Here is a 25,181-nt window from a genome sequence, read left to right as displayed (position 1 = left end):
CCGCACCTATCTACTATTGCCCTCACGCCGCAAGCAGTGCCGCCCACTGCCAGGCAACCTCTCAGTCGAAGGAGCAGCACCATGAGCGCATCCCTACGTAGCGTTGACGGTCAAGACGAAGCCACCATCTTGCGTGAGATCCAGAGCGCCCTGCGCGATCTGCGGTTTGGCGCCGTGGAAATCACCGTGCACAACGCTCAAGTGGTCCAGATCGAGCGTAAAGAGAAATTCCGTTTGCAGAACCCGAGCAACAAACCGAGCTAAACAACCGGCAACCGATTCCAGCACTTCATAAAAAAAGCCAACACATCAAGAATTCCAGGAGCTTTCACCATGTCGTCGATTCGTCATTTCGCTTTGGCCGCATTGGCCAGTGCCCTTTTTGCGGGTTCCGCGGTTGCCAAGGATTACGAGCTGCTCAACGTGTCTTACGACCCCACTCGCGAGCTGTATCAGGATTACAACGCTGAGTTCGTCAAGTTCTGGCAGAAAGACCATGCTGGCGACACCGTGAAAATCCAGCAGTCCCACGGTGGCTCGGGCAAACAGGGCCGTGCGGTGATCGATGGCCTGCGTGCCGACGTCGTGACCCTGGCACTGGCCGGCGACATCGATGAAATCGCCAAGCTTGGCAAAACCCTGCCGGCGGACTGGCAGAAGCGTCTGCCGGAAGCGAGCACGCCGTACACCTCGACCATCGTGTTCCTGGTACGCAAGGGCAACCCTAAAGGCATCAAGGACTGGGGCGACCTGGTCAAGAACGACGTCTCGGTCATCACTCCAAACCCGAAAACCTCCGGTGGCGCTCGCTGGAACTTCCTCGCGGCCTGGGCCTACGGCCTGAAAGCCAACGGCGGCGACGAGGCCAAAGCCAAGGAATACGTACAAACCCTGTTCAAGCACGTGCCCGTACTGGACACCGGTGCTCGCGGTTCGACCATCACCTTCGTCAACAACGGTCAGGGTGACGTCTTGCTGGCCTGGGAAAACGAAGCCTTCCTGGCGCTGAAAGAAGACGGTGGCGCCGACAAGTTTGAAATCGTCGTGCCTTCGCTGTCGATCCTTGCCGAACCGCCAGTCGCCGTCGTCGACAAAAACGCCGAGAAGAAGGGCAACGAGCAGATCGCCGAAGCGTACCTCAAGCACCTGTACAGCCCGGCCGGTCAGGAAATTGCCGCGAAAAACTTCTATCGCCCACGTGATAAGGACGTCTCCGCCAAGTACGCTCAGCAGTTCCCGAAACTAGAGCTGGTAACCATCGATAAGGACTTCGGCGGCTGGAAAACCGCGCAACCGAAATTCTTTAATGACGGTGGCGTGTTCGACCAGATCTACCAGGCGCAGTAATCTGACTCAAGCCACACAACGAGCCTGATGCTTAGGCGCGCACCAAGTGGGAGCGGGCTTGCTCGCGAAGGCGGAGTGTCAGGCGACGTAAATGTTGACTGATATGCCCTCTTCGCGAGCAAGCCCGCTCCCACAGGTGCGTTTAGCGGATTGCTTTCAACCAAGGACTTTTATGTCGCGTCGTATCTCCCCCGTCATACCCGGCTTCGGGCTGACGCTGGGCTACACCTTGGTGTACCTCAGCCTGATAGTGCTCATTCCACTGGCGGCGATGTTTGTGCACGCCTCTCAACTCACCTGGGATCAATTCTGGGCAATCATCTCGGCGCCTCGCGTACTCGCGGCGTTGAAGCTCAGCTTCGGCACCGCGCTCTATGCCGCGATCATCAACGGCATCATCGGCACGCTGCTGGCCTGGGTGCTGGTGCGCTATACCTTCCCGGGTCGCAAGATCATCGATGCAATGATCGATCTGCCCTTCGCCTTGCCGACTGCCGTGGCCGGTATCGCGCTGACTGCGCTGTACGCGCCGAATGGTTGGGTGGGTCAGTTTGCGGCGGACCTGGGTTTCAAGATCGCGTATACCCCCCTCGGTATCACGCTGGCGCTGACGTTCGTAACGCTTCCATTCGTAGTACGTACCGTACAGCCAGTATTGGCCGATATTCCCCGCGAAGTCGAAGAAGCGGCGGCGTGCCTGGGGGCTAAACCCTTGCAGGTTTTCCGCCATATTCTGGTGCCCGCGTTACTGCCGGCATGGTTAACCGGTTTCGCGTTGGCCTTTGCCCGCGGGGTCGGCGAGTATGGTTCAGTGATTTTCATTGCCGGCAACATGCCGATGAAAACCGAGATCCTGCCGCTGCTGATCATGGTCAAGCTCGACCAGTACGATTACACCGGCGCCACCTCCATTGGTGTACTGATGCTGGTGGTTTCTTTCGTCCTGTTGCTGCTGATCAATTTGCTGCAACGCCGTATTGAAACCCCATAAGGAGGCGCTGAAATGTCCCAATCATCTATTGCTGCTGCTTCCTCGAACGCTGCCCGCCGTGGCAGTGCCAACTCACGGCGAATCCTGATCGGCCTTGGCTGGCTGGTGTTTGCCCTTTTCCTGTTGCTGCCGCTCGTGATCGTGGTGTCCCAGGGTTTGAAGAATGGCCTGGGTTCGTTCTTCACCGCGATCCTTGAGCCCGACGCGCTGTCGGCGTTGAAACTCACGGTCATTGCCGTGTTGATTTCGGTCCCGCTGAACCTCGTGTTCGGTGTCAGCGCCGCGTGGTGCGTGAGCAAATACTCGTTCCGCGGTAAAAGCATTCTGGTGACCCTGATCGACTTGCCGTTCTCGGTGTCGCCGGTGATCGCCGGTCTGGTCTACGTGCTGATGTTCGGCGCGCAGGGCCTGTTCGGGCCGTGGCTGCAGGATCACGACATCCAGATCGTCTTTGCCTTGCCGGGTATCGTGCTGGCGACGATTTTCGTCACCGTGCCGTTCGTGGCGCGCGAACTGATCCCGCTGATGCAGGAACAAGGCACGCAGGAAGAAGAGGCGGCGCGCCTGCTCGGGGCCAATGGCTGGCAGATGTTCTGGCACGTCACCGTGCCCAATATCAAATGGGGCCTGATCTACGGCGTGGTGCTGTGTACTGCGCGGGCGATGGGTGAATTCGGGGCGGTGTCGGTGGTTTCCGGGCACATTCGCGGGGTGACCAACACCTTGCCGCTGCACGTCGAGATCCTCTACAACGAATACAACCACGTGGCCGCGTTCGCTGTAGCGAGCCTGTTGCTGATCATGGCGCTCTTCATCCTGCTGCTGAAGCAGTGGAGCGAAAACCGTATTAACCGCCTGCGCGCCAGCGCCGCGGAGGAATAATTCATGTCGATCGAAGTGCGTAACGTCAGCAAGAATTTCAATGCGTTCAAGGCGCTCAATGACATCAGCCTGGACATTCAAAGCGGCGAACTCGTGGCGCTGCTCGGCCCGTCGGGTTGCGGCAAGACCACGCTGTTGCGGATCATCGCCGGTCTGGAAACCCCTGATCAGGGCAGCATCGTGTTCCACGGTGAAGACGTTTCCGGCCACGACGTGCGTGATCGCAACGTCGGTTTCGTGTTCCAGCACTACGCCTTGTTCCGCCACATGACGGTGTTCGACAACGTCGCGTTCGGCCTGCGCATGAAACCGAAAAACCAGCGCCCGAGCGAAAGCCAGATCGCGGTGAAGGTTCACGAATTGCTGAACATGGTGCAACTGGACTGGTTGTCGGATCGCTATCCGGAGCAACTTTCCGGCGGCCAGCGTCAGCGTATTGCGCTGGCTCGCGCCCTGGCGGTAGAACCGAAAGTTCTGCTGCTCGACGAGCCTTTCGGCGCACTCGACGCCAAGGTGCGTAAAGAACTGCGCCGCTGGCTCGCGCGGCTGCACGAAGACATCAACCTGACGTCCGTGTTCGTGACCCACGACCAGGAAGAGGCGATGGAAGTGGCTGACCGTATCGTGGTGATGAACAAAGGGGTGATCGAGCAGATCGGTTCACCGGGTGACGTCTACGAAAATCCGGCCAGCGATTTCGTTTATCACTTCCTCGGTGATTCCAACCGTTTGCATCTGGGCGAAGACAACCACGTGCTGTTCCGTCCGCACGAAGTGTCGCTGTCGCGGCATGAGCTGGACGACCACCACGCGGCCGAAGTGCGCGATATCCGTCCGCTGGGCGCGACCACTCGGGTGACGTTAAAGGTCGAAGGCCAGAGCGAGTTGATCGAAGCGGAAGTGGTGAAGGATCACGACAGCCTGATCGGCCTGGCGAAGGGCGAAACGTTGTTCTTCAAGCCGAAGGTCTGGCAGAAAGTCGCCAACATTTAACTTTGTAGGCGCCGGCTTGCTGGCGATTAACGATAACGCGGTGTGTCAGACACACCGCAATTGCCGGAAAGCCAGCTCCCACAGTGATTTGCGTCGTTTACAAATTCCCTGTGGGAGCGGGCTTGCCCGCGATGGCGTCCTACGCCGCAGCGTTGTTCTGACGCAGACGTACCCCACCCACCCGCGCCTCGATCTGCTCTTTCAAATCCCGCCGCATCCCCAGCAAAAACGCCAGTTCAACCACCACAAACAACGGCCCGACAATCAACCCCGTCACATCATCGACAAACGCCGGTTTGCGTCCTTCGTAGTGATGCCCGACAAACTGAATCGCCCAGCCGATCACAAACATCCCGATGCCGCTCGCCAGCCACACCAGCGTGCTTTGCTGTGCCAGCACGTGACCTGCCCAAACGCACAGACCCAGTAACGCAGTCATCAACACCCCGAGGCGCACTTCCAGGCGCAGGTAAAACCACGCCGACGCCAGCGAGACCAGCACCGCCGGTGAAAGCCAGCCCCCGGCCCATTGCGGCCGCGACAGCAACACCGCGACAGCGACCACAATCAACGGAATACCGATAAAGTGGCTGGCAATATTGCGCGGGTCACGGTGGTAAGCGGCGTATTGACTGAGATGGTCAACGAGGCTTTTCATTGTTATTCCTCCTGTAGGGTGATTGATCATGCCCCGGGTTCAGCGCTCGCTCTGTCAGCCAGGCGACAATCTCCAGGAGTTTTGATGGACATGCAGGTTTGGCGTTCGCGCCTGGAAACGGGGCAGTGGTTCAGTCATCTACCTGTTCCTTTACAGAATAGTCTGTTGGCCGGCGCCAAGGTGCGGCGCCTGGCGTCGGGGCAGCGGCTGTTCAAGCGCGGCGATCCGCCGTGCGGTTTGTACGCGGTGCTCGAAGGTTCGGTTCGAATCGGCGCCGTCAGCGAGCAGGGCAAGGAAGCGTTGTTGAGCCTTGTGGAGTCGCCGCACTGGTTTGGCGAAATCTGCCTGTTCGACGGCCAGCCGCGCACCCACGATGCGTTCGGCGTCGGCCAATGCATCCTGCTGCACATCCCGCAATCCGCGCTGCTGGCCTTGCTGGATGAGCAACCGGTGTACTGGCGGCACCTGGCATTGCTGATGAGCCAGAAACTGCGCCTGACCTTCATCAATCTCGAACAGTTGAGCCTGATGCCGGCGCCTGCACGGTTGGCGCATCGCTTGCTGATGATCGCCGAGGGTTACGGCGAAATCGACCCGCCGCGACGGGTGCTGCAACTGCCGCAGGAACAGCTGGCGTCAATGCTGTCACTGTCGCGCCAGACCACCAATCAGCTCCTCAAGGAGTTGCAAGGGCAGGGGATTTTGAATCTGAAGTACGGCGAGATCGAAATTCTCGATGCAGAACGGTTGCGGGCGTTGGCGATTTTTTGAAACACGGCGTTATTGGTGGGCTTTGTCGGCGAAGGCGCCTAGCCTGTGACAACGACAATCGAGGTGTGCCATGCGTGTGCTGTTAGTGGAAGACGAGCCGGAGATCGCCAAACTCCTGGCCAAGGGCCTGAACGAGGCGAGCTACTCGGTGGATGTGGCGCTCAACGGCATGGACGGCCGCCGCTTCATCGAGTCCGGCGAATATGAGCTGATCATTCTCGACGTGATGCTGCCGGGGTTGAATGGCTGGCAGTTGCAGCAACAGATCCGCAAGCTCGGCGAGACGCCGGTGCTGTTCCTCACCACCAAGGATGGCATCGAGGATCGCTTGCGCGGGTTGGAGTTGCATGAGGACGATTACTTGCTCAAGCCGTTTGCCGTGAGCGAATTGGTAGCGCGGGTGCGCAAGTTGTTAAGGCGGGATCGCGGGCGTTAGGGAGTACTGCGGTGTCTGGCCTGGCCCCATCGCGGGCAAGGCCGCTCCCACAGGTTCAGCGTCGTACACAGAATCATTGGCACACCCAAGACCCCTGTGGGAGCGGGCTTGCCCGCGAAGAGGCCGGCCCATGCAACCCACCTTCCGGACCTGTCACCGCAACCCATCCCGAAACTGCCCCGGCGTCATCCCGGTCCAGCGCTTGAACGCGCGGCTGAAGCTGCTCGTATCCGCAAACCCCAACAAATAACTGATTTCGCTCAACGAACATTGCGGGTCGCGCAGGTGCAGCAGCGCGAGGTTTTCGCGGCTTTCATTGAGCAGCGTGTCGAACCGGCAGCCCTCGTCTGCCAGATGCCGTTGCAGGCTGCGCAGGCTCAGGTGCAAGGCCTTGGCGATGTGTTCGGCGCTGGGCTCGCCTTCGGGCAGTTGTTCTTCAATGGCGTCGCGGACCTTGCGCTCCCACGTCAGGGGTTTGAGCTGCGCCAGGGTACGTTTGAGCACGGTTTCGTTATGCTCGGCCAGTTCCGGGTTGGCGTCGTCCAGGTGACTGTCGAAGTCCACCAGAGAAAACTCCAAGCGGTCTTCGTCGGCCGAAAAGTACACCGGAGCGCGGAAGACTTTGTGCCATTGATGGGCGTCGGCCGGTTCCGGGCGTCGCAGGTACACCGCGAGTGGCGCGTAGTCGCGGCCCAGTCGATTGCGGCAGGTGCGCACGTAAATCGCGGCGAAGGCGTCGATGGCTTCGAACGCCGGCGCCGGGTTGCCTGGCGCGATTTTCAGGCGAAAGCGGTAGCGATCCTCGGTGCGGCTCAATTCAAGCTCCAGGGCATCGCTGACCACCTGGTGATAACGCACGATGCGCTCGAACACCTCGCGCAAACTGCCGCTAGCCACCAGCGCATAACCGAGTGCGTGAAAGGTGGTCGGGCTGACGAATCGCGACACCCGCAAGCCGATCGCCGGATCGCCGCTGACCTGCACCGCGATTTCCCACAGCCGCGTAGTGCCGGACAACGGGTAACGGGCGTTCGGGTCGTCCATCAATTGCGGGTCGAGCCCCGCCTGGTGACACAGGGCGGTGCTGTCGAGGCCCAGCGCATCGAGTTGCTTGCGCAGGGCGCGGGTCCAGCTGGCGAGGGAGGTCGGTTCAGTCATGCTGATTGGCGCTTCCGGTCAACAGGTTGGCGTCCACGGCTACCGCCTTGTGAGAGATCGCAAGGCAGGATGCGAACATCAATAACCAGAGGATGGAAGCATGGACGGTACTTCTGCAAGTCCCCAGCGACTGAATGCAGCTCAGCGATCTGCGCATATTCGCGAAGTGGTGTTGGCCAAAGGGGTCGAACTGCGTCAACGCTACCCGATGCTCAACCATCAGGACGCCTTGGGCGCGGGCATTCTGGCCTTCGCTTTGGCGGGAATGATCGGGTCGGCAGCCCTGTACATCAGCGGGCACATGGCCTGGTGGGTGTGCTTGCTGCTCAACGCGTTTTTTGCGTCGCTGACCCACGAGCTGGAACACGACCTGATTCATAGCATGTACTTCCGCAAACAACGCGTGCCGCACAACCTGATGATGGGCCTGGTGTGGCTGGCGCGGCCGAGCACGATCAACCCGTGGATTCGCCGGCATCTGCACCTCAACCACCACAAGGTGTCCGGCACAGAAGCCGACATGGAAGAGCGCGCGATCACCAACGGCGAACCTTGGGGGATTGCGCGGCTATTGATGGTCGGCGACAACGTGATGTCGGCATTCATCCGCATGCTGCGGGCCAAGACCTGGGCTCACAAGTTCAGCATCATGAAACGCGCCTTGAAGGTCTATGCGCCACTCGCGCTGGTGCATTGGGGCGCGTGGTACGTGTTTCTCGGCTTCCACGCCGCCAACGGCATCGCGCATCTGCTGGGAGCGCCGATTGAATGGTCGGCGACCACGCTCTCGATGATGCAGGTGATCGATATCGCGGCCGTGGTGATCATCGGCCCGAACGTACTGCGCACGTTTTGCCTGCACTTTGTCAGCTCGAACATGCATTACTACGGCGATGTGGAACCGGGGAACGTGATCCAGCAAACCCAGGTGCTGAACCCGTGGTGGATGTGGCCGTTGCAGGCGTTCTGCTTCAACTTCGGCAGCAGCCACGGCATCCATCACTTCGTGGTGAAGGAACCGTTTTACATCCGCCAGATGACCGTGCCGGTGGCGCATAAGGTGATGCGTGAGATGGGCGTGCGTTTCAACGATTTCGGGACGTTCGGGCGGGCGAACCGGTTTATTCGTAAAGAGGCAATTGAGGGGCAGGCTGTAGAGGGCGTTCGGGTCTGAGGGTCTCTTCGCTGGCAAGCCAGCTGCTGCAGGGTCTTCGTGGTTCTGTAGGTGCCGGGTTGCCAGTGAAAGTGGTCGTTCTGTTCAAACCGCGACGCTGACATCCTGCTTATCCACCGCCACCAACGTCTCGATCATCGCCCGCGCAGCCGGTGACAAGCGGAACCCCGTGCGGCTGACAATCCCGCAGCGCACGCTCATGCTCTCGATGTGCGGCGGCAGGTTTCGCCAGTGCAGCAGCACCAGCGAACCCTGGGCAATGTCCTCGACAAACGCCTCTTCCGTTCCTACTCCAATGGCATTCGATTGCAGCACGATCCTGGCGAGTGCCGGAAAATGCTCGGTTTCGATGGTCGGTGAGAAATCGATCCGGCCGCTGAGGTTTGCCAGCAGTTTGCGAATGCCTGGCGGGATCAGTGTGGTCGCCAACGGGTAATCGAACATGTCGTTGGTCGACAGGCTTTCCTTGGCCAGCAACGGATGTCCCGGACGGCAGAAAAACACGCCGCGTCTGGGGGTCAGCGCTCGGGTCTGGAAATTCGGATCGGCTTCGAAATGGCGGATGTCGGCGATGAAAAATTCGATCTCTTCACGGCTCAGCGCGCGGCTGAGTTTTTCCCAGTTATCCACCTGAAAACAGGTGCGAATTTTCGGGTAAGCATGGATGAACTGCGCCACCGCATCCGGCACCAGTTTTACCGCCGGCGTCGGGCCGCAGCCGAACCGCAGTTCACCGGCGTCGAGCTTGGTCATTTGCGTGACTTCGGCGTTGAGCAGTGCTGCGCCCTGTACCAGCGTCAGCGCATGTTGCAGCACCACTTGACCTTCCGGCGTGGGGCGCAAGTCCTTGTTGCCACGGTCCACCAATGCACAGCCGAACTCCTGTTCAAGCCCTTGAATGCTGCGACTGAATGCCGGCTGAGTGATGCCCATGGCGTCGGCTGCCCGTACGAAACTTCGGTGTTCGGTGAGGGCAATGAAGTAACGCAGTTGACGAAGATCCATAGGTTTTTTCCGGCATCTTGAAACGACCTCGAGGGCAGGTGCGACGAGCGTGGTTGAGGTTTTTTAAAGGTATTCACTTATTCCGTCAATGAAGCAATCAAATAACTGTTAGACGATAAAGGAATATAAATAGAGCGTTGTCTCTGCCGCTCAATGGCAGGCGCCACGGCCCCGTGGCCGTGAAAATGGCCCTTGAATCATGCCTTTGGTGAATATTTTCGATGCCTGAAAGGCATGTGATTTCCGTCTGTTGTCTGCAGCCCTTGCCGGACAAGGCTTGTAGCGGATGGGCGATCTTTTATATTCGTTTTTGGTCTATGCATAACTTCAAATATTACTTTCTGAGATAAGCGTCTGCCTCAATGATTCACCCATCGATGCGTCGTCGGGGGATGTTTGGCACGGCGTTTCGGTTATCCACAAAGAGACCGCAGGGAGTAAATCAATGGGCAATGTCCAGACCGCCGCCAGCGCACACGAGGTGCTGTGGCGCCAGGCGCCAGGTGGCGAGTTGGTCGACCTCGGCCGGGTGCACCGCGTGCCCTTGGGGCAGCTGCGTTTGCAGCGTGCGCCCAAGGGCATTCTGAGTCGCCGGGAAACGATTCTGCTCGGGGTGCTGGCGTTGCTGGTGCATGGCGCAGTCATCTATTGGGTCAATCAACAGCCGACCAAGGCATTGCCGATTGTGCCGCCGGAAATTCCGCCGATGACGATTGAGTTCTCGCGTCCGGCGCCGCCCGTGGTCGAGCCACCACCACAGCAACCGGTACAACCCGTGATCGAGCCACCGCCGCCGGTGGAAGACGAACTGGCCGTGAAACCGCCGCCTCCGAAACCGATTCCCAAGCCAAAGCCAATCGCCAAACCCGTGCCGAAACCGCTGCAAAAAGTCGCCCCGCAACCGCCCGCGCCGCCACAACCGGCAGCACCCGTCGCGGCTGCAGCGCCACCTGCACCTCCGGCGCCCGCACCGGTGACACCGGCTTCAGCCAATGCCGCGTACTTGAAAAACCCGGCGCCGGACTACCCGTCGCAAGCCGTGCGGCGCGGGTGGGAAGGCACGGTGTTATTGCGGGTGCATGTGTTGGCCAACGGCAAACCTGGCGAGATTCAGATCCAGAAAGGCAGCGGTCGCGACTCCCTCGACGAGGCGGCGATCAATGCCGTGAAACGTTGGAGTTTCGTGCCGGCCAAGCAAGGTGAGGTCGCCCAGGACGGCTGGGTCAGCGTGCCCATCGATTTCAAGCTTCATTAAACCGCAACCAAATTCGCGCGAAACGTTTACACGAGGAACTCATCATGACGTTACTGGCATCTCCACTTGAATCCATCGAAAGCGCGGTGATCTGGCTGCTGGTGGTTTTTTCCGTTGCCACCTGGGGCCTGGCGTTGCTCAAAGGCGTGCAGTTCGGCCGGCTCAAGGTGCAGGACCGAAAGTTTCATAAGCAGTTCTGGGCCGCGTCGAGCCTTGATTCAGCGGCAGAGCTGGCCGAGACCCAGCCCGGCGCGGCGGCCCGTGTGGCTCAGGCCGGCTATGCAGCCATTCAGGTAGGTGAGGCGCCACAAGCGGCGGATTTGAGCCAGGCGATCAACCATCAGGATCGTCTTGAACGCGCCTTGCGTCAGCAGATTGTGCGTGAGCGCCGCTCGCTGGAAACAGGTTTGGCGGTGGTCGCGAGTATTGGCAGTACATCGCCGTTCATTGGTTTGTTCGGCACCGTGTGGGGAATCATGGAGGCGTTGAAAGGGATCAGCGCTGCGGGCTCAGCCAGCCTGGAAACCGTGGCCGGGCCGATTGGTGCGGCACTGGTGGCGACCGGCGTGGGGATCGCCGTCGCGGTGCCGGCGGTGCTGGTTTACAACTACTTTTTGCGTCGTCTGAAACTGACGGCGGCGGACCTGGATGACTTCGCCCATGACTTCTACAGCCTGGCGCAGAAGAGTTCGTTCCGCGTGCTGATTCACCCGACGGCGCACAAAACCGCCGCGTTGGGCGGCGCGCAGAAAGTGAAGGAGGCGTCCTGAGATGGCTTTCTCCACGCAAGACAGCGATGAGGTGCTGAGCGAGATCAACGTGACACCGCTGGTGGATGTGATGCTGGTGCTGCTGGTGGTGTTCATCGTCACCGCGCCGCTGCTGACCAACGCGATCCCGATCAACCTGCCCAAGACCGAGGCCGTGGCGCCGGTGGAGCAGAAGGACCCGCTGGTCGTGAGCATCGACGGTGCCGGGAAGCTGTTTATCAACAAGGACGAGATTCAGCCGGACTTGCTGGAGTTCAACCTCAAGTCGGCGAAGGCCAAGGATCCCGAAGTCCGCGTGCAACTGCAGGCAGATGACGGGGTGAATTACGGCGAAGTGGCGCGAGCCATGGCGTCGATTGAGCGGGCAGGGATTACCAAATTGTCGGTGATTACCGCGCGCTGACCGATTTTCGATTTTCCGGGGCCGTCTCCTTGGCAGGGTGCGGCCCCTTTTTTATTCCCCCGAGAAAACACACGACCCGTAGGAGCCGGCTTGCTGGCGAAAGCGGTCCCTCAGTCAATATTTCTATTGGCTGAATGAACGCTATCGCCGGCAAGCCGGCTCCTACAGGTCGTGTGTTTTCTTATATTCTTTATAGGTCTTAATAAATAGCTTCTTATTCCTTAACGGATATAACTCTCCTCCCTATACTTGATCAGGAACAGACACGCAGCAGGAGAGCTCCCCCATGCGCAACGAATCAATTCGCTATCTGATTGTGCCGGGCTGGCAAGGATCGCCAGATGATCATTGGCAAAGCCACTGGCAGAACAGCCTGCCGAACAGCGCGCGGGTGGAGCAGGCCGATTGGTTGACGCCCCGTCGTGAAGACTGGGTCGCGGCATTGGCCGAGGCGATTGCCGCCGACAGTACGCCGGTGATTTTGATTGCCCATAGCCTGGGTTGCATCACGGTCGCGCATTGGGCGGCCACTGCACCGCTGAATTTTCTGCGCCAGGTGCGCGGTGCCTTGCTGGTCGCGCCGGCGGACGTCGAGCGCCCGGCCTGCGCGCCAGCCCTGCGCAATTTCGCGCCGATTCCGACCAACCTTTTGCCGTTCCCGAGCCAGGTTGTCAGCTCCGACAACGACGCCGCTGTCAGCGCACCGCGTGCGCTGGAACTGGCACGTAACTGGGGCGCCGAGGCAGGAATACTGGCGGGTGCCGGGCACATCAACGTGAAGTCCGGTCATCAGCGTTGGGAGCAGGGTTTTGCCTATCTGTATCGCCTGCAAAACCGCATGGAACATCACGCCCTGCGCCGCGCTTGAACCTTTTCTTTTTTTAACATCGCCCCCCCGTCTCCCGGCGGTTTTGGGCGGGAGTCTGCCATGAGTTTTGAAGCCTTCGGTCAGCCGCTGCTGACCTTTCCCGACGCAGAAAAAAGTCCGCTGAGCATCCGCGCCAAGGCGCTGGTGTTCGTCGATCCGCGCTCGCGTCAATTGCGCGCCGAACTGGAGCAACTGGCCCCGCGTTCGATCTCCGTGTTGATCCGTGGCGAAACCGGTAGCGGTAAAGAGTTGTTGGCGCGGCACATCCACCGCGCCAGTGATCGTGGTGGGTTGTTTGTGTCGGTCAATTGCGGCGCAATCAGCCCGACCTACGCCGACGCCGAACTGTTCGGATACGCCGCCGGCAGTTACACCGGTTCGGCCAGCAGTCGTGCTGGCTGGTTCGGTTCGGCCAATGGCGGCACGCTTTATCTGGACGAGATCGGCGACTTGCCGTTGCCGATCCAGATCAAGTTGCTCGCCGCACTGGAAAACCACGAAGTCACCCGTGTCGGCGCTCACCAACCGAGCCCGGTTGACGTGCGTCTCGTGGCTGCGACCAGCATTGATCTGGCGCAAGCCGTGGCTGCCGGGAAATTCCATGAGCGGCTTTATCACTACCTCAGCGAAGGTCAGCTGGAACTGCCGGCGTTGCGTGAGCGGGTGGGCGATATCCTGTCGTTGTCCGAGTATTTCCTCGGCATCTACAGCCAGCGCCTGGACCTGCCGGTGCCGTTGATTAGCGAAGCCGCGCAGCGCTTGCTGGAACAGCACAGCTGGCCAGGCAATACCCGAGAGCTGGAAAACGTCATTCACTTTGCGTTGCTGGTCAGCACTGGCGACGAGATCTTGCCCGAACATTTGAACCTGCCCGAAGCACCGGCACCCTTGACGCAGATCGAGCAGCAACTCCAGCACATCCTCACCAAAGGCACTGCCACCGAACAAGCCGCCCTGAAAAACCTGCTCAAGAACACCGCACTCTTGTAGGAGCAAGCTTGCTCGCGATCCAGACGACGCGGTGTATCAGGAAAGACGCCCTCGCCGGCAAGCCGGCTCCTACAGATGAATCCGCAAACACTGCACTCTTGTAGGAGCAAGCTTGCTCGCGATCCAGACGACGCGGTGCATCAGGAAAGACGCCATCGCCGGCAAGCCAGCGCCTACAGAGGGATCCGGGAAAAACGCGAATTAGAGCTGTATGAACAAAATGGAATATGAAAGTGAATAAAAGATATTGTTCGGGAATAAAAAATCTCGGTATTGTCCGCTTCACGCCAGCGATAGCACTTCGCTTGCACCTCAACATTTAGCCGTCGTCATTGGCGACCGTGATTTTCGATAAGGACACTGCATGAAAAAGGTTCTGTTGTTCACCGCATTGGCGGCTGCCCTGACCGCGGGCCTGGCCCAGGCCGGCGAGAAACTGGTAGTTGCGGCGACTCCGGTCCCACACGCCGAAATTCTGGAGCTGATCAAGCCAACCCTCGCCAAAGAAGGCGTGGACCTGGAAATCAAAGTCTTCACCGACTACGTTCAGCCAAACGTGCAAGTTGACCAGAAGCGTCTGGACGCCAACTACTTCCAGACCCTGCCATACCTGAAAAACTTCAACGAAGGCAAAGGCACCAATCTGGTGACCGTGATCGGCGTTCACGTTGAACCGTTCGGTGGCTATTCGAAGAAAGTCAAAAGCCTGGCTGAGCTGAAAGACGGCGCAACCATTGCAATCCCGAACGAAGGCAGCAACAGCGGTCGTGCTCTGCTGCTGCTGCAGAAGGCTGGCCTGATCGAGCTGAAAGACCCGAAAAACGCTCTGGCTACCCCGAAAGACATCGCCAAGAACCCGCACAACTTCAAGTTCAAGGAACTTGAGTCCGCAATGTTGCCGCGCGTTCTGGACCAGGTTGACCTGGACATGATCAACACCAACTACGCGCTGGAAGCGGGTTTGAACCCGGCTAAAGATGCGCTGGTAATCGAAGGTGCAGATTCGCCTTACGTGAACTTCCTGGTGGCTCGTCCAGACAACAAGGACAGCGTAGCTATCCAGAAACTGGCCAAGGCGTTGACCAGCCCTGAAGTGAAAGCCTTCATCGCCAAGAAGTACAGCGGCGCAGTACTGCCGGCGTTCTGATTGGACGCAGCCCTAAACCCCTTCAAGGTTTCGAACGCCGACGGCTAGCAATAGCGTCGGCGTTTTTTATTGAGTGTGTACATTCCAAATGTGAGAGCGGGCTTGCTCGCGAAGGCGGTGGGTCAGTCGAAATTGATGTTGACTGACCCCCCGCCTTCGCGAGCAAGCCCGCTCCGACAGGGATACACACGCTCCAGAGGTTCAGGCCACCCTGGCCTTCAACGCCCTGCGCAACGCCACCAGCAACTTCACGATGTCCTGCGGATCCAACCTCTCCGGCACTTTTACGTCAGCCATATTCTCTTCCTTGTGATGGTTCGGCCGGGGGAGTCTGGCCAAAAGCTGTGGGTCCTTGGAGGGGCATTCTGAAAAAAAGATCCCTCCTACAGCGAAAAGGAAAATAGTCGTCTTCCTCGGTCTCAGCAAATCCGCGGGATAGTTTTTTGCGTGATATCAATATGCTTTAACGGTATTTAAATTCCAGTTCTTATACCTTTTAAGTCGGTGCCTGCCGGGAGGTTATCCACCGCCCATGGACTGCACCACCGTCGCTTACCGAGCGACGTTCAGGATGTTCAATGAACTTCGATTACGCTTTTATCCTCAGTACCCTGCCGGCGTTTCTCAAGGCCGTGGGTGTGACGCTGCAGGTCGGTTTCATCGCCATCGGCACCTCATTGCTGGTGGCATTGATCAACGCGACGATCCTGGTATTTCGCACGCCTTACCTGCAACGCCTGGTCGGGTTGTACGTAGAGCTGGCACGCAACACGCCGCTGCTCATTCAACTGTTTTTTGTGTACTTCGCTTTGCCGGCGCTGGGCATCAAGGTCTCGGGTTTCGCGGCGGCGATCATCACCATGACGTTCCTGGGCGGCGCTTACCTCACGGAAGTGCTGCGTGCCGGTGTGGACGCGGTGCCCCAAGCGCAGCTGGAATCCGGTCGCTCCATCGGTTTGTCGCACGGGCAATTACTGCGCTACGTGATCCTGCCGCAGGCCGGCATCCTCAGCCTGCCGTCGCTGTTCGCCAACTTCATTTTCCTGCTCAAGGAAACCACCGTGGTCTCTGCGGTGGCGGTTCCGGAAATCCTCTACACCACCAAAAGCTACATCGCGCTTTACTACAAGACCTACGAAATGCTCGCCGTGCTGACGCTGATTTGCGTGCTGCTGTTTTTGCCGCTGTCGCTGCTGCTCAGCCGTCTGGAAAGGAGGCTCCAGCATGGCCAGTTCGGGTCTTGAGTTGCTGTGGGTGTCGTTGCCGCAACTGGGCAAGGGCGCTGCGCAAACCCTGTCGATCTCTTTTCTGAGCATCGCCATCAGCACCCTCGGCGGTGTGCTTTACGGCGTGTTGCGCACGCTGAATTCGAAATGGCTGAACGCAATTTTGCGCGTGTATCTGGAGCTGTTTCGGGCAATTCCGGTGCTGGTCTGGTTGTATTTGCTGTTCTTCGGTTTGCCGATTTTCTTCGGCCTGAGCATTCCGAGCTTCTGGTGCGCGGTGCTTGTGTTGTCGCTGTGGGGCGCCAGCGAGGTCGGCGAAGTGGTCCGCGGCGCGTTGCATTCGTTGCCGCGCGGTCAGCGTGAAGCAGGGTTGTCGATTGGCCTGAACGGCCCGCAACTCTACGGGTACGTGTTGCTGCCCCAGGCGCTGAAACGCATGACCCCGCCGACCATCAACGTCTACACGCGAATCATCAAGACCAGCTCCCTGGCGGTGCTGATCGGCGTGGTGGACGTGATCAAGGTCGGTCAGCAAATCATCGAACGCACCTACGAATCCGTGCTGATCTACGGCGCGCTGTTCCTGTTTTTCTTTTTCATCTGCTACCCGCTCTCGGCCGCCTCGCGCGTGCTGGAGCGGCGCTGGACGCAAGCATGAGCGCATTGATCGAGTTCAAGGGTTTCAACAAGTTTTTCGGCGAGCAACAGGTGCTCGACGGCATCGACCTGCACGTGAAGTCAGGCGAAGTGATCGTCATTCTCGGCCCCAGTGGCTGCGGCAAAAGCACGTTGCTGCGGTGCCTCAACGGGCTGGAAGTCGCGCACAGCGGCAGCTTGAAATTCAACGGCCGCGAATTGCTGGACAAGGGCACCGACTGGCGCGAAGTGCGCCAGCAGATCGGCATGGTGTTTCAGAGCTATCACCTGTTTCCGCACATGAGCGTGCTCGACAACCTGCTGCTCGGCCCGCTCAAGGTACAAAAACGCGAGCGCCGCGAAGCCCGTGTCCAGGCCGAAGCCTTGTTGGCGCGCGTCGGCCTTTTGGACAAGCGTGATGCCTTCCCGCGTCAGCTCTCCGGCGGCCAGCAGCAACGCATCGCCATCGTTCGCTCGTTGTGCATGAACCCCAAGGTCATGTTGTTCGATGAAGTCACCGCCGCCCTCGACCCGGAAATGGTCAAGGAAGTGCTGGAAGTCATTCAGGGCCTGGCCCGCGAAGGCATGACGCTGTTGATCGTCACCCACGAAATGGCCTTTGCCCGGGCCGTGGCGGACCGCATCGTGTTCATGGATGCCGGGCGAATCCTTGAGCAAAACCCTCCCGAGATTTTCTTTACGAACCCGCAAACCGCACGAGCGCAGCAGTTCCTGGAGAAGTTCTCCTACGTCGCCGCACTACCCAAAACGACTCAAACAAAGGAACTGCAACTGCCATGAAAACTGCCAAGTCTTCTCTACTGCTACTCCCGCTGCTCGGCCTCGCGCTGCTGGCCGGCTGCAACAAAACCGAAACACCCGCAACGCCGAAAGTCGCCAGCGAAAGCACCGCACCGGCCAGCTACCTGGACAAAATCAAAGCGCGGGACAAGCTGATCGTCGGCGTCTTCACCGACAAACCGCCGTTTGGATTCGTCAATGAAGCCGGGCGCTACGTCGGTTTCGATACCGACATCGGCCGGCAATTCGCCAAGGATCTGCTCGGCGATGAGAGCAAGGTCGAATTCGTCGCGGTAGAGCCGGCGAGCCGGATTCCATTCCTGCAAAGTGACAAGGTCGACCTGATCCTGGCCAACATGACCGTGACGCCAGAGCGCAAGGAAGCGGTGGAATTCACCAATCCAAACCTGAAAGTCGCCGTGCAGGCGCTGGTGCCACAGGCCAGCGAGGTGAAAAACCTCGATGACCTGGCGACCCGCACCACCATCGTCACTACCGGCACCACGGCGGACATCTGGCTGACCAAGAATCACCCGGACTGGAAACTGCTCAAGTTCGAGAAAAACTCCGAGTTCCTGCAAGCATTGGCCAACGGTCGTGGCGATGCGTACGCGCAAGACAATCTGGTGCTGTTCAGCTGGGCCAAGCAGAACCCTGGCTACCGCGTGCTGAGCCAGACGCTGGGCGCCGAAGCGCCGATTGCTCCGGCGGTGAAGAAGGGCAACATCGAGCTGCGTGACTGGGTGAACGCCGAGTTGGCCAAGCTGGGTGAAGAGAAATACCTGCTCAAGCTGTACGACCAATATGTGCGTAAAGAACTGAGCGATGACACCAAGCCGGAGAGCGTGATTGTCGAAGGTGGGAAGTGGCAGGGGTGATTCTGTAGTTTTTGCAGCGATCGTTCGGCCGTCATCGCCGGCAAGCCGGCTCCTACAAGGATCACCTCAATTCTGTAGGAGCCGGCTTGCCGGCGAATGGTTTTTAACGGCACCCGCTCAATCCGGCCAATACCACGCCGGTTCATCCAGCAGCCGCTGCCCGACAATCCCGGTCTGGCCAAGATTTTTCTCCAGCACGATGCAGTTGCATTCCGGGTCCTCCTGCAACGCCGAGATCAGCCGCCGCGCATGGGACACCACCCACACCTGACACTGCTCCGACGCGCGGATAATCAAGCGCGCCAACGCCGGCAACAGGTCCGGATGCAGGCTGGTTTCCGGCTCGTTCAACACCATCAATGTCGGCGGTCGCGGTGTCAGCAGCGCCGCCACCAACAGCAAGTAACGCAACGTGCCATCCGACAACTCTGCCGCCGACAATGGTCGCAGCAACCCTTCCTGATAAAGCTCGATGGCGAACCGGCCGCCAGCCAGCGGCTCGATATGCAGCCGTGCACCGGGAAACGCATCGCTGATGGCGTTGCGCAAAGCGTCGGGGTCGCCAATTTCGATGATGGTCTGCAACGCCGCCGCCAGATCTCTGCCGTCGTGGTGCAACACCGGGGTGCGGGTGCCCAGCTGTGGCTGACGCACTGGCGCGTCGGCGTCGCTGCGAAAGTGATCGTAGAAGCGCCAGCGGCGGATGAACTCACGCATCTCCAGCACCTCCGGCGAGGTCCGCAAGCTGCCGACCTGATCGAACAGGCTGTCGAACGTCGGCGTGTGTTGAGCCAGCACGTCCCAGTTGCGGTTGGCTCGGGTGCGGATCATCGGGCCGTCGCGATCCACCAGCACGCTTGCTGGACGATAGAACGCCCCGGCCCACAGGCATTCGCGCTTGATTTGCGGGTCGAGACTGAAGCGTGACGGGATGGGTGAGCTGTGTCCGGGTAGCATGAAATGACCGTTGGATTCGGGTAACCCCAGGCTGATCGAATAACCGAAATCTTCGCCGGCAAACCCCAGGCGCAGGCGTTTGACGCCGTGACGCACCGTCGCCTGGATCGGCACTTCGCCGTTACGCATGCGCCGGGTGATGTTTTCCGGCCCGGCCCAGAAGGTCGAATCCAGCCCACCCTCGCGGGCCAACGCATTGACCACGCCGCCCTGAGCGGTTTCCGCGAGCAGGCGCAACGCACGATAGAGGTTGGATTTACCGCTGCCGTTCGGTCCGGTGATCAGGTTCAAACGACCCAGCGGTATCACCAGTTTGTTGATCGAGCGGTAATTGGCCACCGCGAGGGTTTTGAGCATGGGAAGCTTCCTTACTGCTGAGCGTGCAGCAAACCTGTGCACCTGTTGAACCCTGTTCTAAGCTCACAGTCGTATCGCCATTGGCACGTTCGTACGACGCAAAGGAGTCTGCATGGCTGGTCCCGGATTGAAAAGAGTGATTGGCCTGAGTCTTCTTGTGCTGCTGGGCGCCTGCGGGGAAAAACCCCAGGTCGAAAAGGATCGTCCGCGGGTGTTTGTGCAAGCGGTCAAAGCGGCGGATTACGCCGCGTCCGTGACCCTCACTGGTGATGTTCAGGCGCGCGTCCAGACGGAACTGTCGTTCCGCGTTGGCGGCAAAATCATCCAGCGCATGGTCGATGTCGGGGACCGGGTGTCGGCCAAACAAGTGCTCGCCAGACTCGATCCGAAAGACCTGCAGACCAGCCTCGACTCGGCCCAGGCACAAGTCGTCGCCGAACAGGCGCGGGTCAAACAGAGCGCCGCCGCCTTCGTCCGCCAGCAAAAACTTCTGCCCAAGGGCTACACCAGTCAAAGCGAATACGACTCGGCCCAGGCTGCATTGCGCAGCAGTCAGAGCGCCTTGACGGCCGCCCAGGCGCAACTGGCCAACGCCCGTGAGCAACTGAGTTACACCGCGCTGATCGCCGACGCGCCGGGGGTGATTACGGCACGTCAGGCCGAAGTCGGCCAGGTGGTGCAGGCCACGATGCCGATTTTCAGCCTGGCGCGTGACGGTGAGCGTGACGCGGTGTTCAACGTCTACGAATCGCTGCTGGCAGAGGCGCCTGGAGACAAAACCATCGTGGTCAGCCTGCTCGACAACCCGGCCATCAAGACCACGGGCACGGTTCGGGAAGTCACCCCGGCCGTTTCTGCGCAGACTGGCACGGTGCAGGTCAAAGTCACCCTTAACGGACTGCCCGAAGGTATGCAGCTTGGCTCGGTGGTCAGCGCCACGGCGAAGACGCCGGGCCAATCAGCAGTCGAGCTGCCGTGGTCGGCGCTGACCAAAAACCTCAGCGACCCGGCCGTATGGCTGGTGGATGGCGAAGGCAAGGCGCAGCTGCATACGGTGACGGTGGGTCGTTACCTGACCGGCAAAGTGATCATCAGCGATGGCCTGAAGGGCGGCGAAAAAGTCGTCATCGCCGGCGGCCAGTTGTTGCACCCCGGCGTCAAAGTGGAAATTGCCGAAAACACCTATAAAGACCTGGCCGAAGGAGCCCAGCCATGAAGCGCGTGTTGCTGGTGTGCGCCGGGATGCTGTTGGTGGCCTGCTCAAAAAAAGAACCGCCGCCGGAGCCAGTACGCCCGGTGCTGTCGATCAAGGTCCAGGCGCTGGACGAGGAAACGCTCGGCCGCTTCGCCGGCAGCATCCAGGCCCGTTTTGAAACCAATGTCGGTTTCCGCGTACCGGGGCGGATCGCCAGCCGTAACGTCGATGTTGGTGCCGAAGTCGAGAAAGGTGCCTTGCTCGCGACCCTCGATCCCACCGATCAGCAAAACCAGCTGCGCTCGGCTCAGGGCGATCTGGCAAAGGTTCAGGCTCAACTGATCAACGCCCAGGCCAACGCCCGGCGTCAGCAGGAACTGTTCGATCGCGGGGTCGGTGCGCAGGCGCAACTGGATATTGCCCAGACCGATCTGAAAACCACCCAGGCTGCCCTCGATCAAGCGAAAGCGGCGCTCGATCAGGCCAAGGACCAACTCGGTTACGTCGAACTGCGCACCGACCACAAAGCCATCGTCACTGCCTGGAACGCCGAAGCCGGCCAAGTGGTGACCGCCGGCCAGCAAGTGGTGACCCTGGCACAGCCGGACATCAAGGAGGCGGTAATCGATCTGCCCGACACGCTGGTTGATCAGTTGCCCGCGGACGTGGTGTTTCAGGTCGCCGTGCAATTGGACCCGAGCATCACCACCACCGCCATCGTCCGCGAAATCGAACCCCAGGCGCAGAGCGCCACCCGTACCCGGCGTGCCCGCCTGACCCTCACCGATACGCCGCCGGGGTTTCGCCTGGGCACGGCAATCAGCGTCACCCTCAGCTCCGCGATCAAACCGCGGATCGAATTGCCGCTGACGGCGTTGCAGGAGGTCGATGGCAAGTCGCGCATCTGGGTTATCGATCCGCAGACTCAAACGGTTTCCCCGCGTGACATCAGCCTGATCAGCCGCACCGATTCGACGATGGTCCTGGCCAGCGGCGTGAAGTCCGGCGAGCGTGTCGTGACTGCCGGTGTGAACAGCCTGAAGCCTGGGCAGAAAGTGAAAATCGATGAGGACAGCCCACAATGAAAGGGAGTTTCAACTTATCCGAATGGGCCCTCAAGCATCAGTCGTTTGTCTGGTATTTGATGTTCGTCGCGCTGCTGATGGGCGTGTTCTCGTACATGAACCTGGGTCGCGAGGAAGACCCCTCGTTCACCATCAAAACCATGGTGATCCAGACCCGCTGGCCGGGTGCGACCCAGGAAGAAACCCTCAAGCAGGTCACCGACCGCATCGAGAAGAAACTCGAAGAGCTCGACTCCCTCGACTACGTGAAAAGCTACACCCGGCCCGGCGAATCGACGGTGTTCGTCAACCTGCGCGACACCACCAGTGCCAAGGACATCCCGGAAATCTGGTACCAGGTGCGCAAGAAGATCAACGACATTCGCGGCGACTTCCCCAAAGGCCTGCAAGGGCCGGGGTTCAACGACGAGTTTGGTGATGTGTTCGGTTCGGTGTACGCCTTTACCGCCGACGGTTTGTCGATGCGTCAGTTGCGCGATTACGTCGAGCAAGTCCGCGCCGAGATCCGTGAAGTGCCAGGGCTGGGCAAAGTCGAGATGGTCGGCGAGCAGGATGAGGTGATCTACCTGAACTTCTCCACCCGCAAACTGGCGGCGCTGGGCATCGATCAGCGTCAGGTGGTGGAGAGTCTGCAATCGCAAAACGCGGTGACGCCGGCCGGGGTCATCGACGCCGGGCCCGAGCGAATTTCCGTACGCACCACAGGGCAGTTCGCTTCCGAGAAAGACCTGGAAAACGTCAACCTGCGGCTCAACGACCGCTTCTATCGCCTGGCCGACATTGCCGATATCACTCGGGGTTACGTCGACCCGGCGACGCCGGAGTTTCGCTTCAACGGTCACCCGGGCATCGGCCTGGCGATTGCCATGAAGAAGGGCGGCAACATTCAGGCGTTCGGCAAGGCGCTGCACCAGCGCATGACCGACCTGACCGCTGATTTGCCGGTGGGCGTCGGCGTGCATACCGTTTCCGATCAGGCCGCCGTGGTGGAAAAGGCCGTCGGCGGTTTCACCAGCGCGTTGTTCGAAGCGGTGGTGATTGTGTTGGTGGTCAGTTTTGTCAGCCTCGGCGTGCGCGCCGGGTTGGTGGTGGCGTGCTCGATTCCGCTGGTGTTGGCGATGGTCTTCGTCTTCATGGAATACAGCGGCATCACCATGCAGCGGATTTCCCTCGGCGCCTTGATCATCGCCCTCGGCCTGCTGGTGGACGACGCGATGATCACGGTCGAGATGATGGTCACCCGTCTGGAGATGGGCGAAACCAAGGAGCAGGCGGCTACGTTCGCCTACACCTCGACCGCGTTCCCGATGCTCACCGGCACACTGGTGACCGTGGCCGGTTTCGTGCCGATTGGCCTGAACGCCAGCTCGGCGGGTGAGTACACCTTCACGCTGTTTGCGGTGATCGCCGTGGCGATGCTGGTGTCATGGGTGGTCGCGGTGTTGTTCGCGCCGGTAATCGGCGTGCACATCCTCAGCGCCAACGTGAAACCGCACAACGCCGAGCCCGGTCGCATCGGTCGCGCCTTCAACTACGGCATGCTTTGGGCCATGCGCAATCGCTGGTGGGCCATCGGCATCACCATCGCCCTGTTCGCGGCGTCGGTGTTTTCCATGCAGTTTGTACAGAACCAGTTCTTCCCGTCTTCGGACCGCCCGGAAATCCTCGTCGACCTGAACCTGCCGCAAAACGCATCCATCAATGAAACCCGCAAGGCTGTGGACAAGCTCGAAGCGACGTTCAAGGACGACCCGGATATCGTGCGCTGGAGCACCTACATCGGCGAAGGCGCGATCCGTTTCTACCTGCCGCTCGACCAGCAATTGCAAAACCCGTACTACGCGCAATTAGTCATCGTCAGCAAGGGCCTGGAATCGCGGGAAGTCCTGAGTCAGCGTTTGCGCGAGCGCTTGCGCAAGGATTTCGTCGGCATCGGCAGCTACGTTCAGGCCCTGGAAATGGGCCCGCCGGTGGGCCGGCCGATCCAGTACCGGGTCAGCGGCAAGGACATCGACCAGGTGCGTAAACAGGCCATCGCCCTGGCCACCGAGCTGGATAAAAACTCACACATCGGCGAGATCATTTACGACTGGAACGAGCCGGGCAAAGTCCTGCGCATCGACATCGCTCAGGACAAGGCGCGGCAACTGGGGCTGTCGTCGCAAGACGTGGCCAACCTGATGAACAGCATCGTGGTCGGCGCGCCGGTGACACAGGTCGATGACGATATCTACCTGATCAACGTCGTTGGCCGCGCCGTGGACGCGGAGCGCGGTACACCGGAAACCTTGCAGAACCTGCAAATCGTCACGCAGAGCGGCACCTCGATTCCGCTGCTGGCCTTCGCCACCGTGCGCTACGAACTGGAGCAGCCGCTGGTGTGGCGTCGCGACCGCAAGCCAACCATCACCATCAAGGCTGCGGTGCGCGACGAGATTCAGCCGACCGATCTGGTCAAGCAACTGAAGCCGGCCATCGACAAGTTCGCCGCCGGTTTGCCGGTGGGCTACCAGGTCGCCACGGGGGGGACGGTCGAGGAAAGCGGCAAAGCCCAAGGGCCGATTGCCAAGGTTGTGCCGTTGATGCTGTTCCTGATGGCGACCTTCCTGATGATTCAGTTGCACAGCGTGCAGAAGCTGTTCCTGGTGGCCAGCGTCGCGCCGCTTGGTTTGATCGGCGTGGTGCTGGCGTTGATCCCCACTGGCACACCGATGGGCTTCGTGGCGATCCTCGGGATTCTGGCGCTGATCGGCATCATCATCCGCAACTCGGTGATTCTGGTGACGCAGATCGACGCCCTGGAGAAAGAGGGGTTGTCACCGTGGGATGCGGTGGCGCAAGCCACGGAACATCGGCGCCGACCGATTCTGCTGACGGCCGCGGCGGCGAGCCTGGGGATGATCCCGATTGCGCGGGAAGTGTTCTGGGGGCCGATGGCGTACGCGATGATCGGCGGGATCATCATCGCGACGTTGCTGACGCTGCTGTTTTTGCCGGCGTTGTATGTGGCCTGGTACAAGATTCGCGAGCCGAAGAAAGAGGCGTAGTCCGGTACCTGGCCCAGTTGCGAAAGCGAGGGGAGGCGGGCTGTCTCGTCGTCATTGATCGAGGGACAACCTGATACCTCCTCTTGTGCAAGCCATTCCGGATAGGCACAGGTACCGATTTTTAACGGAACTGTCCTACGCCAAATATGGA

Annotated in this window: 25 protein-coding genes; 21 read left to right on the top strand and 4 right to left on the bottom strand. The window is 59.9% G+C overall.

What is annotated here, in order from left to right; translation table 11 throughout:
- Nucleotides 1–81 precede the first annotated feature (81 nt).
- The 5 genes from oscA (at nt 82) to ACI77H_RS19580 (ending at nt 4,213) form a co-directional block, all read left to right on the top strand.
- Nucleotides 82–264: a sulfur starvation response protein OscA gene (oscA, locus tag ACI77H_RS19600; RefSeq protein ID WP_007945260.1), complete on the top strand. Its 183-nt coding sequence runs from the start codon at nt 82–84 to the stop codon at nt 262–264.
- Between the two features lie 69 nt (nt 265–333).
- Complete coding sequence (locus tag ACI77H_RS19595; protein WP_407013358.1) at nt 334–1,347, top strand: sulfate ABC transporter substrate-binding protein; 1,014 nt, start codon at nt 334–336, stop codon at nt 1,345–1,347.
- A gap of 172 nt (nt 1,348–1,519) precedes the next feature.
- Nucleotides 1,520–2,338 (top strand): sulfate ABC transporter permease subunit CysT, encoded by an 819-nt coding sequence (gene cysT / locus ACI77H_RS19590; RefSeq protein WP_150633164.1) that lies wholly within the window; start codon nt 1,520–1,522, stop codon nt 2,336–2,338.
- A gap of 12 nt (nt 2,339–2,350) precedes the next feature.
- Nucleotides 2,351–3,220 (top strand): sulfate ABC transporter permease subunit CysW, encoded by an 870-nt coding sequence (gene cysW, locus ACI77H_RS19585; RefSeq protein ID WP_131060525.1) that lies wholly within the window; start codon nt 2,351–2,353, stop codon nt 3,218–3,220.
- Between the two features lie 3 nt (nt 3,221–3,223).
- Entirely contained in the window at nt 3,224–4,213 is a 990-nt protein-coding gene (locus ACI77H_RS19580; protein ID WP_407013357.1) for a sulfate/molybdate ABC transporter ATP-binding protein, read from the top strand.
- 139 nt (nt 4,214–4,352) lie between these two features.
- Here the strand turns inward: ACI77H_RS19580 and ACI77H_RS19575 are convergent, their stop codons facing one another.
- Entirely contained in the window at nt 4,353–4,871 is a 519-nt protein-coding gene (locus ACI77H_RS19575) for a DUF962 domain-containing protein (protein WP_407013356.1), read from the bottom strand.
- 84 nt (nt 4,872–4,955) lie between these two features.
- Here ACI77H_RS19575 and ACI77H_RS19570 point away from each other — a divergent pair, with 84 nt between their 5' ends.
- Both ACI77H_RS19570 and ACI77H_RS19565 read left to right on the top strand, forming a co-directional pair.
- Nucleotides 4,956–5,642 (top strand): Crp/Fnr family transcriptional regulator, encoded by a 687-nt coding sequence (locus ACI77H_RS19570; RefSeq protein ID WP_407013355.1) that lies wholly within the window; start codon nt 4,956–4,958, stop codon nt 5,640–5,642.
- Between the two features lie 70 nt (nt 5,643–5,712).
- Entirely contained in the window at nt 5,713–6,078 is a 366-nt protein-coding gene (locus tag ACI77H_RS19565) for a response regulator (protein ID WP_407013354.1), read from the top strand.
- A gap of 153 nt (nt 6,079–6,231) precedes the next feature.
- Here ACI77H_RS19565 and ACI77H_RS19560 read toward each other — a convergent pair whose 3' ends face one another.
- Complete coding sequence (locus tag ACI77H_RS19560; protein WP_407013353.1) at nt 6,232–7,236, bottom strand: AraC family transcriptional regulator; 1,005 nt, start codon at nt 7,234–7,236, stop codon at nt 6,232–6,234.
- A gap of 100 nt (nt 7,237–7,336) precedes the next feature.
- Between ACI77H_RS19560 and ACI77H_RS19555 the strand changes: the two genes are divergently transcribed.
- Nucleotides 7,337–8,410, top strand: a complete 1,074-nt coding sequence (locus ACI77H_RS19555; protein ID WP_407013352.1) for a fatty acid desaturase — start codon at nt 7,337–7,339, stop codon at nt 8,408–8,410.
- A gap of 84 nt (nt 8,411–8,494) precedes the next feature.
- Here the strand turns inward: ACI77H_RS19555 and ACI77H_RS19550 are convergent, their stop codons facing one another.
- The gene (locus tag ACI77H_RS19550; RefSeq protein WP_407013351.1) at nt 8,495–9,415 is read right to left on the bottom strand and encodes a LysR family transcriptional regulator; all 921 of its coding nucleotides are present in this window, start codon (nt 9,413–9,415) and stop codon (nt 8,495–8,497) included.
- Between the two features lie 445 nt (nt 9,416–9,860).
- Between ACI77H_RS19550 and ACI77H_RS19545 the strand changes: the two genes are divergently transcribed.
- From ACI77H_RS19545 to ACI77H_RS19500, 10 genes are all read left to right on the top strand, one after another.
- Nucleotides 9,861–10,670: an energy transducer TonB gene (locus tag ACI77H_RS19545; RefSeq protein ID WP_407013350.1), complete on the top strand. Its 810-nt coding sequence runs from the start codon at nt 9,861–9,863 to the stop codon at nt 10,668–10,670.
- A gap of 44 nt (nt 10,671–10,714) precedes the next feature.
- Complete coding sequence (locus ACI77H_RS19540) at nt 10,715–11,440, top strand: MotA/TolQ/ExbB proton channel family protein (RefSeq protein ID WP_407013349.1); 726 nt, start codon at nt 10,715–10,717, stop codon at nt 11,438–11,440.
- Between the two features lies 1 nt (nt 11,441).
- Nucleotides 11,442–11,843 (top strand): biopolymer transporter ExbD, encoded by a 402-nt coding sequence (locus ACI77H_RS19535; protein WP_003220570.1) that lies wholly within the window; start codon nt 11,442–11,444, stop codon nt 11,841–11,843.
- 286 nt (nt 11,844–12,129) lie between these two features.
- Nucleotides 12,130–12,711, top strand: a complete 582-nt coding sequence (locus tag ACI77H_RS19530; protein WP_407013348.1) for an alpha/beta hydrolase — start codon at nt 12,130–12,132, stop codon at nt 12,709–12,711.
- Nucleotides 12,712–12,771: 60 nt separating this feature from the next.
- The gene (locus ACI77H_RS19525; RefSeq protein ID WP_407013347.1) at nt 12,772–13,701 is read left to right on the top strand and encodes a sigma 54-interacting transcriptional regulator; all 930 of its coding nucleotides are present in this window, start codon (nt 12,772–12,774) and stop codon (nt 13,699–13,701) included.
- 364 nt (nt 13,702–14,065) lie between these two features.
- Complete coding sequence (locus tag ACI77H_RS19520) at nt 14,066–14,848, top strand: MetQ/NlpA family ABC transporter substrate-binding protein (protein ID WP_407013346.1); 783 nt, start codon at nt 14,066–14,068, stop codon at nt 14,846–14,848.
- A 578-nt stretch (nt 14,849–15,426) separates the two neighbouring features.
- The gene (locus ACI77H_RS19515; RefSeq protein ID WP_008148239.1) at nt 15,427–16,092 is read left to right on the top strand and encodes an amino acid ABC transporter permease; all 666 of its coding nucleotides are present in this window, start codon (nt 15,427–15,429) and stop codon (nt 16,090–16,092) included.
- Nucleotides 16,073–16,732: an amino acid ABC transporter permease gene (locus tag ACI77H_RS19510; RefSeq protein WP_407013344.1), complete on the top strand. Its 660-nt coding sequence runs from the start codon at nt 16,073–16,075 to the stop codon at nt 16,730–16,732. Before ACI77H_RS19515 ends, ACI77H_RS19510 begins: the two co-directional genes overlap by 20 nt.
- Nucleotides 16,729–17,511, top strand: coding sequence for an amino acid ABC transporter ATP-binding protein (locus tag ACI77H_RS19505; RefSeq protein WP_407013343.1), 783 nt, complete (start codon nt 16,729–16,731; stop codon nt 17,509–17,511). The genes ACI77H_RS19510 and ACI77H_RS19505 overlap by 4 nt, the downstream gene beginning before the upstream one ends.
- Entirely contained in the window at nt 17,508–18,389 is an 882-nt protein-coding gene (locus tag ACI77H_RS19500; protein ID WP_407013342.1) for a transporter substrate-binding domain-containing protein, read from the top strand. The genes ACI77H_RS19505 and ACI77H_RS19500 overlap by 4 nt, the downstream gene beginning before the upstream one ends.
- A 117-nt stretch (nt 18,390–18,506) precedes the next feature.
- On the opposite strand, the gene ACI77H_RS19495 is transcribed toward ACI77H_RS19500, so the two are convergent.
- A complete protein-coding gene (locus ACI77H_RS19495) occupies nt 18,507–19,703 on the bottom strand; it encodes an AAA family ATPase (protein WP_407013341.1) in 1,197 nt (398 codons plus the stop codon).
- 112 nt (nt 19,704–19,815) lie between these two features.
- Between ACI77H_RS19495 and ACI77H_RS19490 the strand changes: the two genes are divergently transcribed.
- Genes ACI77H_RS19490 through ACI77H_RS19480 form a run of 3 tightly spaced genes read left to right on the top strand, consistent with a single transcriptional unit; the run spans nt 19,816 to nt 25,030 of the window.
- Nucleotides 19,816–20,919, top strand: a complete 1,104-nt coding sequence (locus ACI77H_RS19490) for an efflux RND transporter periplasmic adaptor subunit (protein WP_407013340.1) — start codon at nt 19,816–19,818, stop codon at nt 20,917–20,919.
- Nucleotides 20,916–21,983, top strand: coding sequence for an efflux RND transporter periplasmic adaptor subunit (locus ACI77H_RS19485; protein WP_407013339.1), 1,068 nt, complete (start codon nt 20,916–20,918; stop codon nt 21,981–21,983). Before ACI77H_RS19490 ends, ACI77H_RS19485 begins: the two co-directional genes overlap by 4 nt.
- The gene (locus ACI77H_RS19480) at nt 21,980–25,030 is read left to right on the top strand and encodes an efflux RND transporter permease subunit (protein WP_407013338.1); all 3,051 of its coding nucleotides are present in this window, start codon (nt 21,980–21,982) and stop codon (nt 25,028–25,030) included. The genes ACI77H_RS19485 and ACI77H_RS19480 overlap by 4 nt, the downstream gene beginning before the upstream one ends.
- Nucleotides 25,031–25,181: the final 151 nt, after the last annotated feature.

Source organism: Pseudomonas sp. O230 (genome assembly GCF_045447035.1).
Lineage (GTDB): Bacteria > Pseudomonadota > Gammaproteobacteria > Pseudomonadales > Pseudomonadaceae > Aquipseudomonas.
This window is presented reverse-complemented; position numbering and strand designations above follow the sequence as displayed.

Bases quoted from the DNA above. Each gene is read 5' to 3' on its own strand.
- oscA (WP_007945260.1), top strand. From the start codon at position 82: ATGAGCGCATCCCTACGTAGCGTTGACGGTCAAGACGAAGCCACCATC.
- ACI77H_RS19595 (WP_407013358.1), top strand. From the start codon at position 334: ATGTCGTCGATTCGTCATTTCGCTTTGGCCGCATTGGCCAGTGCCCTT.
- cysT (WP_150633164.1), top strand. From the start codon at position 1,520: ATGTCGCGTCGTATCTCCCCCGTCATACCCGGCTTCGGGCTGACGCTG.
- cysW (WP_131060525.1), top strand. From the start codon at position 2,351: ATGTCCCAATCATCTATTGCTGCTGCTTCCTCGAACGCTGCCCGCCGT.
- ACI77H_RS19580 (WP_407013357.1), top strand. From the start codon at position 3,224: ATGTCGATCGAAGTGCGTAACGTCAGCAAGAATTTCAATGCGTTCAAG.
- ACI77H_RS19575 (WP_407013356.1), bottom strand. From the start codon at position 4,871: ATGAAAAGCCTCGTTGACCATCTCAGTCAATACGCCGCTTACCACCGT.
- ACI77H_RS19570 (WP_407013355.1), top strand. From the start codon at position 4,956: ATGGACATGCAGGTTTGGCGTTCGCGCCTGGAAACGGGGCAGTGGTTC.
- ACI77H_RS19565 (WP_407013354.1), top strand. From the start codon at position 5,713: ATGCGTGTGCTGTTAGTGGAAGACGAGCCGGAGATCGCCAAACTCCTG.
- ACI77H_RS19560 (WP_407013353.1), bottom strand. From the start codon at position 7,236: ATGACTGAACCGACCTCCCTCGCCAGCTGGACCCGCGCCCTGCGCAAG.
- ACI77H_RS19555 (WP_407013352.1), top strand. From the start codon at position 7,337: ATGGACGGTACTTCTGCAAGTCCCCAGCGACTGAATGCAGCTCAGCGA.
- ACI77H_RS19550 (WP_407013351.1), bottom strand. From the start codon at position 9,415: ATGGATCTTCGTCAACTGCGTTACTTCATTGCCCTCACCGAACACCGA.
- ACI77H_RS19545 (WP_407013350.1), top strand. From the start codon at position 9,861: ATGGGCAATGTCCAGACCGCCGCCAGCGCACACGAGGTGCTGTGGCGC.
- ACI77H_RS19540 (WP_407013349.1), top strand. From the start codon at position 10,715: ATGACGTTACTGGCATCTCCACTTGAATCCATCGAAAGCGCGGTGATC.
- ACI77H_RS19535 (WP_003220570.1), top strand. From the start codon at position 11,442: ATGGCTTTCTCCACGCAAGACAGCGATGAGGTGCTGAGCGAGATCAAC.
- ACI77H_RS19530 (WP_407013348.1), top strand. From the start codon at position 12,130: ATGCGCAACGAATCAATTCGCTATCTGATTGTGCCGGGCTGGCAAGGA.
- ACI77H_RS19525 (WP_407013347.1), top strand. From the start codon at position 12,772: ATGAGTTTTGAAGCCTTCGGTCAGCCGCTGCTGACCTTTCCCGACGCA.
- ACI77H_RS19520 (WP_407013346.1), top strand. From the start codon at position 14,066: ATGAAAAAGGTTCTGTTGTTCACCGCATTGGCGGCTGCCCTGACCGCG.
- ACI77H_RS19515 (WP_008148239.1), top strand. From the start codon at position 15,427: ATGAACTTCGATTACGCTTTTATCCTCAGTACCCTGCCGGCGTTTCTC.
- ACI77H_RS19510 (WP_407013344.1), top strand. From the start codon at position 16,073: ATGGCCAGTTCGGGTCTTGAGTTGCTGTGGGTGTCGTTGCCGCAACTG.
- ACI77H_RS19505 (WP_407013343.1), top strand. From the start codon at position 16,729: ATGAGCGCATTGATCGAGTTCAAGGGTTTCAACAAGTTTTTCGGCGAG.
- ACI77H_RS19500 (WP_407013342.1), top strand. From the start codon at position 17,508: ATGAAAACTGCCAAGTCTTCTCTACTGCTACTCCCGCTGCTCGGCCTC.
- ACI77H_RS19495 (WP_407013341.1), bottom strand. From the start codon at position 19,703: ATGCTCAAAACCCTCGCGGTGGCCAATTACCGCTCGATCAACAAACTG.
- ACI77H_RS19490 (WP_407013340.1), top strand. From the start codon at position 19,816: ATGGCTGGTCCCGGATTGAAAAGAGTGATTGGCCTGAGTCTTCTTGTG.
- ACI77H_RS19485 (WP_407013339.1), top strand. From the start codon at position 20,916: ATGAAGCGCGTGTTGCTGGTGTGCGCCGGGATGCTGTTGGTGGCCTGC.
- ACI77H_RS19480 (WP_407013338.1), top strand. From the start codon at position 21,980: ATGAAAGGGAGTTTCAACTTATCCGAATGGGCCCTCAAGCATCAGTCG.